The sequence below is a fragment of the Mycobacterium asiaticum genome, assembly GCF_001673365.1.
In the GTDB taxonomy this organism is placed as follows: domain Bacteria; phylum Actinomycetota; class Actinomycetes; order Mycobacteriales; family Mycobacteriaceae; genus Mycobacterium; species Mycobacterium asiaticum_A.
The window spans coordinates 1-11,745 of the sequence record NZ_LZLS01000058.1 but is presented as its reverse complement, the minus strand read 5'-3'; the positions used below and the strand labels follow the sequence as shown (position 1 = coordinate 11,745).

Here is an 11,745-nt window from a genome sequence, read left to right as displayed (position 1 = left end):
GGCACGCTGCAGCGCTGCGAACACGTCGGGCCGAGGGTAACCGTGGTCCGCATGGCATGCACTTAGGCATCAGACACGATGCAGTCGTGATGCTTCGTTAGCCCACTAGCCGCCCACTGAGACGCAAAAGCCCCCGAAAACCACTGGATTTTCGGAGGCTTTTGCGTCTGTTCGCGCGGTGAGCGCTACTTGATGATCTTGGTGACCCGGCCGGCGCCGACGGTGCGGCCACCTTCACGGATCGCGAACCGCAGACCGTCGTCCATGGCGACGGGCTGGATCAGCTTCACCGAGATGTTGGTGTTGTCACCGGGCATCACCATTTCGGTGCCCTCCGGCAGCGTCACCACACCGGTCACGTCGGTGGTGCGGAAGTAGAACTGCGGACGGTAGTTGTTGAAGAACGGCGTGTGCCGACCACCCTCGTCCTTGGACAGGATGTAGACCTGGCCCTCGAACTCGGTGTGCGGGGTGGTGGTGCCGGGCTTGATGACGACCTGGCCGCGCTCGACGTCCTCACGCTTAACACCACGCAGCAGCAGACCGACGTTGTCACCGGCCTGACCCTGGTCGAGCAGCTTGCGGAACATCTCCACACCGGTGACCGTGGTCTTGGTGCTGGTCGGCTTGATGCCGACGATCTCGACTTCCTCGTTCACGTTGACCACGCCGCGCTCCACACGACCGGTGACCACGGTGCCGCGGCCGGTGATGGTGAAGACGTCCTCGACGGGCATCAGGAACGGCTTGTCGGTGTCGCGGACCGGGTCCGGAATCGACTCGTCGACAGCGTCCATCAAGTCCTCGACGGACTTGACCCAGGTCGCGTCGCCTTCGAGCGCCTTGAGCGCCGAAACCCGCACGACCGGGGCCTCCTCGTCGAACTCCTGGGCGGCCAGCAGCTCGCGGACCTCCAGCTCGACGAGCTCGAGCAGCTCCTCGTCGTCGACGGCGTCGGACTTGTTCAGTGCGACCAGGATGTAGGGCACACCCACCTGACGGGCCAGCAGCACGTGCTCGCGCGTCTGCGGCATCGGGCCGTCGGTCGCCGCGACCACCAGGATCGCGCCGTCCATCTGGGCGGCACCGGTGATCATGTTCTTGATGTAGTCGGCGTGGCCGGGGGCGTCGACGTGCGCGTAGTGGCGCTTGTCGGTCTGGTACTCCACGTGCGCGATGTTGATCGTGATACCGCGCTGACGCTCTTCAGGCGCGTTGTCGATCTGGTCGAACGCCTTGGACTCGTTCAAGTCCGGGTACTTGTCGTGCAGGACCTTGGTGATAGCCGCGGTCAGGGTGGTCTTGCCGTGGTCAACGTGACCGATGGTCCCGATGTTGACGTGGGGCTTGGTCCGCTGGAACTTCGCCTTCGCCACTTCTGTGTCCTCCTGGACTGTTGGTGCTTAAAAAAGCAGTGTTGATTTTTCTAGGTTTTTGCCGCGGTTGGTAACCGGGCCAGGGTACTCCCTGCCGAGATTTACTCGCCCGTCGCCTTAGCGATGATTTCCTTCGACACGTTCACCGGAACTTCGGAGTACGAGTCGAACACCATGGAGTAGTTTGCCCGGCCTTGAGTCTTGGACCGCAGGTCGCCAACATAACCGAACATCTCCGACAGTGGCACTTGCGCCTTGACGACGCGCGCGCCGGCCCGCTCTTCCATGGCCTGAATCTGGCCGCGGCGGGAGTTCAGGTCGCCGATCACGTCGCCCATGTAGGTTTCGGGCGTGGTGACCTCGACAGCCATGATCGGTTCCAGGATCACCGGTTGGGCTTGCTGCGCAGCCTTTTTCAGCACCTGGGAACCGGCGATCTTGAACGCCATTTCTGACGAGTCGACGTCGTGGTACGCGCCGTCTAGCAGGGTGACCTTCAAGTTCACCAGCGGGTATCCGGCCAGCACGCCGTACTGCATGGCGTCCTGTGCACCCGCGTCCACCGACGGGATGTACTCGCGCGGGATGCGCCCACCGGTGACCTTGCTCTCGAACTCGTAGGTCGCGCCGTCTTCGCTGACGAACGGCTCGAGCTTGATCAGCACCTTGGCAAACTGACCCGAACCACCCGTCTGCTTCTTGTGGGTGTACTCGACGCTCTCCACGACCCGGCGGATCGTCTCCTTGTAAGCCACCTGCGGCTTGCCGACATTGGCCTCGACCTTGAACTCGCGGCGCATGCGGTCCACCAGGATGTCCAGGTGCAACTCGCCCATGCCGCCGATCACGGTCTGGCCGGTCTCCTGATCGAGGTGCACCTTGAAGGTGGGGTCCTCTTCGGCGAGCTTCTGGATCGACAGGCTCAGCTTCTCCTGGTCGCTCTTGGTCTTCGGCTCGATGGCCACCTCGATGACCGGGTCCGGGAACGTCATCGACTCCAGCACGACCTGGTTGTTCGGGTCGCACAGGGTGTCGCCGGTGGTGGTGTCCTTCAGCCCGATCACCGCGTAGATGTGACCGGCTGAAGCCGTGTCCACCGGGTTCTCCTTGTTGGAGTGCATCTGGAACAGCTTGCCCAGGCGCTCCTTCTTGCCCTTGGTCGAGTTGATGACCTGCGAGCCGGAGTCGACCTTGCCGGAGTACACCCGGACGTAGGTCAGCTTGCCGAAGAACGGGTGCGCGGCGACCTTGAAGGCCAGGGCCGAGAAGGGCTCCTCGGTCGACGGCTTGCGGGTGACCTCTTCTTCCTCGTTGCCCGGAACGTGGCCGGTGGCCGCCGGCACGTCCAGCGGCGAAGGCAGGTAGTCGACGACGGCGTCGAGCATGGGCTGCACGCCCTTGTTCTTGAACGCGCTGCCGCACAGCACCGGGTACGCCTCGGAGGTGATCGTCAGCTTGCGCAGGGCACCCTTGATCTCCTCGACGGTGAGTTCTTCGCCGCCGAAGTACTTCTCCAGCAGTGCCTCGTCGGTCTCGGCGACCGCCTCGAGCAGCTTGGTGCGGTACTCGTCGGCCTTCTCAGCCAGGTCGGCAGGAATCTCGACGGTGTCGTAGGTCTCGCCCAGCTTGGTCTCGCCCCGCCACACCTTGGCGTTCATCTCGACCAGGTCGACGATGCCCTCGAACTCGCTCTCCGAACCGATCGGCAGCTGGATCGGGATCACGTTGGCGCCGAGGCGCTCCTCCATGGTCTTGACCGAGAAGTAGAAGTCCGCGCCGATCTTGTCCATCTTGTTGACGAAGCAGATGCGCGGCACGTCGTACTTGTCGGCCTGGCGCCACACCTGCTCGGACTGCGGCTCGACACCTTCCTTGCCGTCGAACACCGCCACGGCGCCGTCCAGCACCCGCAGCGAGCGCTCCACCTCGACGGTGAAGTCGACGTGGCCGGGGGTATCGATCAGGTTGATCTGGTGGTTCTTCCAGAACGTGGTGGTGGCGGCGGAGGTGATGGTGATACCACGCTCCTGCTCCTGCTCCATCCAGTCCATGGTGGCGGCACCGTCGTGCACCTCACCGATCTTGTAGCTGATGCCGGTGTAGTAGAGGATGCGCTCGGTGGTGGTGGTCTTGCCGGCATCGATGTGCGCCATGATGCCGATATTGCGGACCTTGCTCAGGTCGGTCAGAACGTCCTTCTGTGCCACAGAAGTCTTCCCACTCTTTCGTTGCTTGTCAGTTCGGTTGCGCCCAGCGTGCTGTGCTGGTGCCCGTCACCAGCGATAGTGCGCGAAGGCGCGGTTTGCCTCGGCCATCTTGTGGGTGTCCTCGCGCCGCTTGACGGAGGCCCCCAGGCCGTTGCTGGCATCGAGGATCTCGTTGGCCAGACGCTCGACCATCGTCTTCTCCCGGCGTTGCCGCGAGAAGCTGACGAGCCAGCGCAGTGCCAGCGTGGTGGACCGGTCCGGACGCACCTCGACGGGCACCTGGTAGGTGGCGCCACCGACGCGCCGGCTGCGCACCTCCAGGGCGGGCTTGACGTTGTCCAGAGCACGCTTGAGGGTGATGACGGGATCGGTGCCGGTCTTGTCGCGGGCTTGCTCGAGCGCACCATAGACAATGCGTTCGGCCAGGGATTTCTTCCCCTTGAGCAGAACTTTGTTCACCAGCTGGGTGACCAGCTGCGACCCGTAGACCGGGTCGTTGACCAGCGGACGCTTGGGCGCGGGTCCCTTGCGCGGCATTAGCTCTTCTCCTTCTTGGCGCCGTAACGGCTGCGAGCCTGCTTGCGGTTCTTCACGCCCTGCGTGTCCAGCGAACCGCGGATGATCTTGTAGCGGACCCCGGGCAGGTCCTTCACCCGGCCGCCACGCACCAGCACCATCGAGTGCTCCTGCAGGTTGTGGCCTTCGCCGGGGATGTAGGCCGTGACCTCAACCTGGCTCGTCAGCTTCACACGGGCGACCTTCCGAAGCGCCGAGTTCGGCTTCTTCGGGGTGGTGGTGTACACGCGGGTGCACACGCCACGGCGCTGCGGGCTGCCCTTGAGGGCCGCGGTCTTGACCTTGGCGACCTTGTCGCGGCGACCCTTGCGGACCAGCTGCTGAATGGTTGGCATCTACCGGCTTTCTGTGTTGCTGTTCAAAGTGCGTGTTCGAAAAGTTCCTGTACTGCTCTAATGCCCCGCCGCGGAATAACTTGCTCACCCCGCGGCCGGGCGTGTCGCATGCGCTTGCCCGGAACACATCCGTGTTATCCGTTGCTTTGTGGACACGCGAATTGGCCCGGCATTTACGCCCCCAACTTCAGGCGCCCTTAGCCGCCAGGCACGAGGTACCACAATACCCGGCACGGGTCTGGCAGGTCAAAGCGATGGACTCCGGTCCACCAGGGGACCCGGACTAGGACCTATCGGAAGCCTGTTCGGGCACCTCCATGGTGCGCCGATCCATCCCCGCCGCCAACCGCAGCACCATATCGGTGAACACGGCATCGGTGTCGATCTCTTCCATCACCCCGGTCATTTCCAGCAACACGAAGCCGTGCATCGCCGACCAGAATTCCAGGGCAGCGTAGAACGCCTCCTCGCCTTGTAGACCGTAGGACGACAACACCTCGATGACCGGTGCGGCGGCGCCCCTGGTCACAGCCGTGTATTCGGGGTCGTCACCGCCCAGCGGCATCCGGGTGAATGCCGAGTACCGGCCGGGGTGATGGTGTGCGTAACTGCGGTAGGCACCGGCCATCACCAACACGGCGTCGTCGCGGGAACGTCCCTCGCCGACCCGGTTGAGCATGGTGATGATGTCGTCGATGACCCGGATCCGCACCGCGCGACGCAGATCCTCGAGGCTGTCCACGTGGTTGTAGAGCGAGGGCCCTTTGGTCCCGAGCTGGGTCGCCAGAGCGTTGATGGTCAGTGAGTCCCAGCCCTCTCGATCCAGAAAGGTCAGCGCCCCTTCGACGATGCCCTCCCGGCTCAGCTTGGCCTGGCGGGCTCCGGTCTTTCCACCACGCGCGCGGGCAGCGCCGGACGGTGGTTCCGGATGAGCTGCCATGGCAATTTGCCCTTCGGTTGAGACGGCCCCTCGGTCAGCCCCTCGGTCAGCCATAGCCGGCAACGCGCGAGCTAACTAATGACTCTAGTTGACCGGACCGCCAGCGACCGGGCGCGGCGCTCCGTCGTCTTCGACTCGGCGAGCAACCCGGCGCGGCGCGACGAGCGGGTTTTTGGCGATATTTGCTGACTGGGACTGTCGTCAGGCAGTTAAATGCACGTAGTGTCAATCGAGGTCTTACCCAGCAGATCGCCCGCTCAACGAACGGGGGCACCACAGTGAGATGGACAACCGCCGTCGGGGCGCTGGCAGTCTGCGTCGCGACCATGGCCGCCACGCCGGCCGCGCCGGCTCCGGTGGCCCACGCCAAGAACGGCGACACACACATCACTGGGCAGGGCGTCGAGACGACGATCGACTGCAACGACGCCACCCTGTTCGTCAACGGGACCAACAACATCGTCACCGCGAAAGGGTCGTGCTGGGCCGTCACGATGATGGGGACGGGTAACACCGTCGTCGCCGACACGGTCGTCAACGACATCACCGTCTACGGCTATGACGGGACGGTGTATTTCCACAACGGCGATCCGGTCATCTGGGACCGTGGCCGCGAACTTGGCATGACCAACCGGATTCAACGGGTTGGCCCCTGACCTACCGGGCTTTCCATCGGGCCGCAATCGGGAAGGAATCGAGGAACTATGTGCGCCAACGAAACTGCCAGCTCGTTCAAATTGGCCGGGCTGGTCCTGGCGTCGGTGGCCGTGACCGCCGCCGTCGGCTTGGTCGGCTGCAGCTCGACGGCCAGCCCGCCCGGCGGCAGCTCCGCATCGTCCTCGGCCAAGTCGTCGTCGAGCACCTCTACCAGCAGCGGGGGCGGAACGTCGGAGACCACCTCCGGCGGTGGCCCCACCATCAGCACCTCGGTGGAGGTTGGTGACACGGTGGTCTACGCGTACATGGGCCAGACGGCCACCATCTCCTGCGAAGAGGGCAAGTCGTTGAGCGTGACGGGTTCAGACAACACGTTGACCGTCAACGGCACGTGCGAGTCGGTCAGCGTCGGCGGCACGAAGAACAAGATCACCGTCGACAAGGTGACCGGTCACATCAGGGTGCTCGGGATGGACAACACCATCACCTACAAAGACGGTGAACCGAAGGTCGACAAGATCGGCCCCAACAACACCGTCACCAAGGGCTGAGGAGTCCCGCTCCTATTCGTCAGTAGCGGGTTGGCCGTGTCGGCCTGCACCGGCGGCGAACCTCGCCGCGCCCTGCAACGACTCGCCGGCAACCCGGGAAATGCTGGCGAACTCGAGGTCCATCGCGGCGGACTCCGGCAGCCCCCATTGGTGCAACGCCGACAGTCGGTCCGACCGCAGACATTGTTGCGGCAGCGTGGCCAGTTCGGCGGCTAACTGCTGCGCGGCTTGGCGCGCTTGACCTTTGGGTACCACCCGGTTGGCCAGCCCCATCGCGAGCGCCTCGTCGGCCTTGACCGCACGGCCGGTGAGAATCATGTCCATCGCCCGACTGTGCCCGATCAGGCGGGGCAACCGGACGGTGCCTCCGTCGATCAGCGGGACGCCCCAGCGGCGGCAGAACACGCCAAACACGGCGTCCTCCTCGGCCACCCGTAGGTCGCACCACAGCGCGAGTTCCAGCCCGCCGGCCACCGCGTAGCCGTCGACCGCCGCGATCACCGGTTTGGACAGCATCATGCGCGACGGGCCCATCGGGCCGGGGCCGGTGCGATGCACGGAATTAGCTTGCGGGGAACCGAAGGCTTTCAAATCTGCACCCGCACAGAATGTTCCGCCTTCGCCGCCCAACACCGCGACCGATGCGTTCTCGTCGCGATCGAATTGCTCGAACGCGCTGTACAGCGCGGCGGCGGTCGGGCCGTTGACCGCATTGCGGGCGTCGGGCCGGTTGATGGTTACCGTGGTCACCGGGCCGTCGCGGTCCACTCGCACCAGATCGCTCATGTCGCCTCCTGCAGTTGGGTGGTGTCCCGTCGTTCCGCCACCTCGGTGGCGAAGTCGTGATAAGCCGCCCGCAACCGGGCACCCGGCCAATCCGCGGGCAGCAATTCGGCGGGCAGCATCGGGTCGGTCAGAACGTGTCGCACCACCGCGGCCGCCACCCCGAATCGCGCGGGCATGTCTGCCGCACGGGCTAATTCGTCGAGTAGTCCATGACCGGCTTCGGCCCACTCGCTCAGCTTCCATAGTTGCCCGGCCAGCGTGGCGGGCGCCTCGTCGCGTGCTCTCAGTACCCGGACTCGGGCGGCGATGTCAGCATCCAACTCCAGCTCGAGATTGTCCGGTCGCATCCAAACGCCTTCACGCAGCTCACCGAACCGCTTGTCGTGCATCATGTTTCGCAGCGCGGCCCGGGACCGCGAGTCGGTGCCGACACTGGTGACCACCACGAGGTGCCAGGAGCCACGCCACGCCGTGGTGCGCGGACGCATCGCCTCGTCCTGCCGACGCTGTCGAGCCAGCAGCCGGTCCGAAAGCCGGTAGCCGTCAGCGGACCGGATCAGGTCACCCGCGCCGACCATCCGCGTCAACGCGACCCGCAGTGCGGTCTCCTTGATCCCGAAATCGGCTGTCAGCCTTACTAATTCGCTAGCCGTGGCCCACGCGGGGTGAGCACCCAGCAACACGCTGAGCACCACCGACCGAGCGGTCAGGCGGGCCAGCGATTTGGGCATCTTCTCAAACCTGGGAGGCTCTTCGACCGTAGTCACCGAACGGTTCGTCACGGTGTTTGACCGCATCGCGGAAGCCATGCTCCATCGCGTCGGCAACGAACGCGTGTCCCTCGGGCGTGTGCCGGGCGACCCCGTCGAACACGGTGCTGACCATGCGGCTCGTCGCGACACCCTGTTGCAGCAGCGGAGCATTGAGCGCCAACTTGATCATGATCAGCTGATTGACCGGTAGCGCGGCGATCCGCGATACCAGCCGTTCGGTGCGCTCGTCGAGGTCCGCCGGGTCGGGCGCTTCCACCGCCAGCCCCCACTCGGCGGCCTGCGCACCCGTGATGCAATCGCCGGTGAACAGCAGGCGCTTGGCGCGCTGGTCCCCGAGGCGGTGGGCCCACAGGCCGGCGGCCGGCACCCCCCACACCCGGGTCGGTGGGTAGCCGATCTTGGCGTCGGCCGCGGCGATCACCTGGTCGGCGTGCAGCGCGATGTCGGTGCCACCGGCCACGCAATAGCCGTGAATCTTGACCACGGTGGGCTTGTCGGCATGCATCAGGCTGGAAAAGCCGCGCACGAACCGGCTCATCATCTGATAGTCGATCATCGGGTCCCACGGCTGGTTCGGCAGGTGATTGACGCCTTGGGTCTTCCCGTCCAGCACGGTGCCGTGATAGCCGCCTTCACCGCCCGCCGACCCGGTCCGGTCGGCGTAAGCGGACAAGTCGAAACCCGCGCAGAAGCCCTCGCCGCGCCCGGACACCAGAATCACGTGCACATTCGGGTCCAAGTCGGCGCGCTCCACCAACGCAGAGAGCTCCAGCGGTGTGTCGGCGATGATCGCGTTGCCCTTTTCGGGCCGGTTGAAGGTGATGCGTGCGACCCGGTCAGTGACCTCGTAGGTCATCGTTTTCAGGTTGTCGAAATCGACTGGCCTGATGGCGTGCGTCATCGGCGCCGCTCAGCCCTTGACCAAGGCACGCTCGATGATCGGCGCCAGATCCAGTCCGGACGGCATGGTGCCGAATGCCCCACCCCACTGGCGGTCCAACCGCGTGGCCAGGAACGCCTCGGCGACCGCCGGATGTCCGTGGCGCACCAGCAACGATCCCTGCAGTGCCAGGCAGATGTCTTCGGCAACCTTGCGGCCGCGGTATTGGATGGTTTCCAGATCGGCCAGCTCTTCGCGCAGCCGATTCACGTGCGCATCCTGCCGGACGTCTTGACCCGCCGTCTGGTCAAGTTCGTCGAACAGCACTTCGACCGACTCGGGCCGAGTTGCCATGGCGCGCAACGTATCCAGCGCGCTCACGTTGCCCGAACCCTCCCAGATTCCCATCAGCGGTGCCTCGCGGTACAGGCGCGGCATGCCGGAGTCCTCGACGTAGCCGTTGCCGCCCAGGCACTCGAGCGCTTCGGCGGCATGCGGGGTGGAACGCTTGCACACCCAGTACTTGCTGGCCGCCAACCCGATACGCCGCAGCAGCGCTTCTCGTTCGTCGCCGCGCACCGCCTTGTCGGTCGCGCCGGCCATCCGCATCGCCACCATGGTCGCGGCCTCGGCCTCCACCGCCAGGTCGGCCAGCACGTTGCGCATCAGGGGCTGGTCAATCAGGTAGGCGCCGAACGCCTTTCGATGCTGTGCGTGGTAGATGGCGCGAGTCAGGCCGGTCCGCATGCTGGTGGCGCTGCCCAGCGTGCAGTCCAGGCGGGTGAGGTTGACCATCTCGATGATGGTCGGGACGCCACGGCCCTCCTCGCCCACCAACCATGCAGTGGCACCGTCGTATTCGACCTCACTGGACGCGTTGGCGTGGTTACCCAGCTTGTCTTTCAGCCGTTGCAGGAACATCCGGTTGCGGGAGCCGTCGGGCAGGATGCGCGGCAACATGAAGCAGGACAACCCTTTCGGGGTTTGTGCCAGCACCAGAAAGATGTCGCACATCGGCGCCGAGGTGAACCACTTGTGCCCGCGCAGGCTGTAGGTGCCGTCACCGTTGGGTGTCGCCTCGGTGGTGCCGGCGCGCACGTCGGAACCGCCTTGCTTCTCGGTCATCGACATGCCCGCGGTGATACCGGGTTTCGTGGTGGCCAGCTTCAACTCCGGGTCGTATTCGCGGCTGGTCAGCAACGGTTCGTAGACGGCGGCGAGTTCGGGGTTGCAGCGCAGCGCCGGCACTACGGCATACGTCATCGAGATCGGGCAGACGTGGCCGGGCTCGACCGTCCACACCGACGTCTTGGCGGCGCGCACCACATGTGCACCCGGCCGTTCGTCGGCCCATGGTGCGGCGTGCAGGCCGTGGGCGATCGCCGTGCGCATCAGCTCGTGATAGGCGGGGTCGTACTCCACCTCGTCGATGCGGTACCCGACCCGGTCATGGGTGTGCAGGACGGGCCGGTTCCGGTCGGCGAGCTCACCCCAGCGCTGTGCCTGCTGGCTGCCGTTGATCGCGCCGAGCTCGTTTACCTCGTCCAGACCCCACTGGCCGCCTTCTCGGATTAGCGCTTCGACGAGGACGGGCGAGGATGCGGGGTTGTAGTTCTCCAGCGGTGGAACCTGGTTGGTGACGACGTGCGTATCCGACATGGCCCCAATGTTACATTTTTCCGACAACCGCACAAGGAGCTGTAATGCCTGCGCGTCGCCCTGGTTGCGCCGAACGTGAAGCTGGTCGCACGCTCGGCGCCGTGGATCAGCCGGTGCGCTCGCGCAGAAAGGCGATGTCGTCTTTGCGGCCCTCGTCGGCGGTTTCGCAGATCACCGGCGCGTCCGCGGCCGTGACGACGGCAACCAACAGGTCGGGATCGATCTGACCGGTGCCGAAGTTAGCGTGCCGGTCGGCGCCCGAACCGGCGGCGTCCCGCGAATCGTTGCAGTGCACCAGGTCAATGCGACCGGTCAACGCCTTGATCCGCTCGACCGCGTCGATCAGCGCCTCACCGGCAGCCCATGCGTGGCAGGTGTCCAGGCAGAAGCCAATTCCGCTGTCCCCGATGTGATCCCAGAGCCGCCCGATGGTGTCGAAGTAGCGAGCCATCGCGTGGTCGCCGCCGGCGGTGTTCTCCAAATAGACCTGGACATCGGTCTCGAGGTACTTCAGCGCCTTCACCCACCGCTCGAAACCCGCCTCCACGTCGTTGTCGTCGGCGTGGCCCCCGTGCACGATCACAGCCGTCGCGTTGATTTCGGCAGCGGCGTCGCAGGTGTCCTGCAGGATCTTGCGCGACGGGATGCGGATGCGGTTGTTCGCCGAAGCGACGTTGATCAGGTACGGCGCGTGGACATACAGCGACACGTCGGACGCTCGAAGGGTCTGCGCGTCCTCGCGCGGCTTAGGTTTCTTCCAACTCTGCGGATTTCCCAGGAAAAACTGGACAACGTCGGCGCCGTCTGCGGCGGCCGCGGCCAGAGGATCGTCTGCGCGAACATGTGAACCGATGAGCACTCTGCAAGTTTAATGACGAAGGTCGATCCACTTCGGCGTCCTGCGCTTAAGGTGTGAGTCCGTAGGCACGAGGAATTGTCAAGACCTGTGGATCGGGGTGTTTCAGGCGACCTCCGTTCCGGCTTGCTGGGCGTCGCCGTCTGATG

12 protein-coding genes are annotated in these 11,745 nt (G+C 65.1%); 2 read left to right on the top strand and 10 right to left on the bottom strand.

Features of this window, described 5'->3' with window-relative positions; translation table 11 throughout:
* Positions 1-185: 185 nt before the first annotated feature.
* The 5 genes from tuf to A5634_RS06150 all read right to left on the bottom strand — a co-directional run bounded on the left by tuf (position 186) and on the right by A5634_RS06150 (position 5,434).
* Complete coding sequence (tuf, locus tag A5634_RS06170; protein WP_065143196.1) at positions 186-1,376, bottom strand: elongation factor Tu; 1,191 nt, start codon at positions 1,374-1,376, stop codon at positions 186-188.
* A 101-nt stretch (positions 1,377-1,477) separates the two neighbouring features.
* Positions 1,478-3,583: an elongation factor G gene (gene fusA, locus A5634_RS06165; RefSeq protein WP_081290231.1), complete on the bottom strand. Its 2,106-nt coding sequence runs from the start codon at positions 3,581-3,583 to the stop codon at positions 1,478-1,480.
* Between the two features lie 66 nt (positions 3,584-3,649).
* Positions 3,650-4,120, bottom strand: coding sequence for a 30S ribosomal protein S7 (rpsG, locus tag A5634_RS06160; RefSeq protein WP_036352615.1), 471 nt, complete (start codon positions 4,118-4,120; stop codon positions 3,650-3,652).
* A complete protein-coding gene (gene rpsL / locus A5634_RS06155) occupies positions 4,120-4,494 on the bottom strand; it encodes a 30S ribosomal protein S12 (protein WP_007767794.1) in 375 nt (124 codons plus the stop codon). Before rpsL ends, rpsG begins: the two co-directional genes overlap by 1 nt.
* Positions 4,495-4,777: 283 nt before the next feature.
* The gene (locus A5634_RS06150) at positions 4,778-5,434 is read right to left on the bottom strand and encodes a TetR/AcrR family transcriptional regulator (RefSeq protein WP_065143195.1); all 657 of its coding nucleotides are present in this window, start codon (positions 5,432-5,434) and stop codon (positions 4,778-4,780) included.
* 326 nt (positions 5,435-5,760) lie between these two features.
* Here A5634_RS06150 and A5634_RS06145 point away from each other — a divergent pair, with 326 nt between their 5' ends.
* Together A5634_RS06145 and A5634_RS06140 are read left to right on the top strand one after the other, a co-directional pair.
* Positions 5,761-6,090 (top strand): DUF3060 domain-containing protein, encoded by a 330-nt coding sequence (locus A5634_RS06145; protein ID WP_437339948.1) that lies wholly within the window; start codon positions 5,761-5,763, stop codon positions 6,088-6,090.
* Between the two features lie 48 nt (positions 6,091-6,138).
* Entirely contained in the window at positions 6,139-6,642 is a 504-nt protein-coding gene (locus tag A5634_RS06140; protein WP_065143193.1) for a DUF3060 domain-containing protein, read from the top strand.
* A 12-nt stretch (positions 6,643-6,654) separates the two neighbouring features.
* Here A5634_RS06140 and A5634_RS06135 read toward each other — a convergent pair whose 3' ends face one another.
* The 5 genes from A5634_RS06135 to A5634_RS06115 form a co-directional block, all read right to left on the bottom strand.
* Positions 6,655-7,428 carry a crotonase/enoyl-CoA hydratase family protein gene (locus A5634_RS06135; protein WP_065143192.1) on the bottom strand — a complete coding sequence of 258 codons (774 nt, stop codon included), beginning with the start codon at positions 7,426-7,428 and terminating at the stop codon, positions 6,655-6,657.
* Positions 7,425-8,147, bottom strand: coding sequence for a PaaX family transcriptional regulator C-terminal domain-containing protein (locus A5634_RS06130; RefSeq protein WP_155769386.1), 723 nt, complete (start codon positions 8,145-8,147; stop codon positions 7,425-7,427). Before A5634_RS06130 ends, A5634_RS06135 begins: the two co-directional genes overlap by 4 nt.
* A gap of 16 nt (positions 8,148-8,163) precedes the next feature.
* Positions 8,164-9,102, bottom strand: coding sequence for a crotonase/enoyl-CoA hydratase family protein (locus A5634_RS06125; RefSeq protein WP_065143190.1), 939 nt, complete (start codon positions 9,100-9,102; stop codon positions 8,164-8,166).
* A gap of 9 nt (positions 9,103-9,111) precedes the next feature.
* Positions 9,112-10,740 carry an acyl-CoA dehydrogenase family protein gene (locus A5634_RS06120; protein WP_065143189.1) on the bottom strand — a complete coding sequence of 543 codons (1,629 nt, stop codon included), beginning with the start codon at positions 10,738-10,740 and terminating at the stop codon, positions 9,112-9,114.
* Between the two features lie 106 nt (positions 10,741-10,846).
* A complete protein-coding gene (locus A5634_RS06115) occupies positions 10,847-11,599 on the bottom strand; it encodes a deoxyribonuclease IV (RefSeq protein ID WP_065143188.1) in 753 nt (250 codons plus the stop codon).
* Between the last annotated feature and the right edge of the window lie 146 nt (positions 11,600-11,745).

What these genes read in the sequence shown, in the direction of transcription:
- rpsG (WP_036352615.1), bottom strand. Translation starts at nt 4,120, where the DNA reads ATGCCGCGCAAGGGACCCGCGCCCAAGCGTCCGCTGGTCAACGACCCG.
- rpsL (WP_007767794.1), bottom strand. Translation starts at nt 4,494, where the DNA reads ATGCCAACCATTCAGCAGCTGGTCCGCAAGGGTCGCCGCGACAAGGTC.
- A5634_RS06150 (WP_065143195.1), bottom strand. Translation starts at nt 5,434, where the DNA reads ATGGCAGCTCATCCGGAACCACCGTCCGGCGCTGCCCGCGCGCGTGGT.
- A5634_RS06145 (WP_437339948.1), top strand. Translation starts at nt 5,761, where the DNA reads ATGGCCGCCACGCCGGCCGCGCCGGCTCCGGTGGCCCACGCCAAGAAC.
- A5634_RS06140 (WP_065143193.1), top strand. Translation starts at nt 6,139, where the DNA reads ATGTGCGCCAACGAAACTGCCAGCTCGTTCAAATTGGCCGGGCTGGTC.
- A5634_RS06135 (WP_065143192.1), bottom strand. Translation starts at nt 7,428, where the DNA reads ATGAGCGATCTGGTGCGAGTGGACCGCGACGGCCCGGTGACCACGGTA.
- A5634_RS06125 (WP_065143190.1), bottom strand. Translation starts at nt 9,102, where the DNA reads ATGACGCACGCCATCAGGCCAGTCGATTTCGACAACCTGAAAACGATG.
- A5634_RS06120 (WP_065143189.1), bottom strand. Translation starts at nt 10,740, where the DNA reads ATGTCGGATACGCACGTCGTCACCAACCAGGTTCCACCGCTGGAGAAC.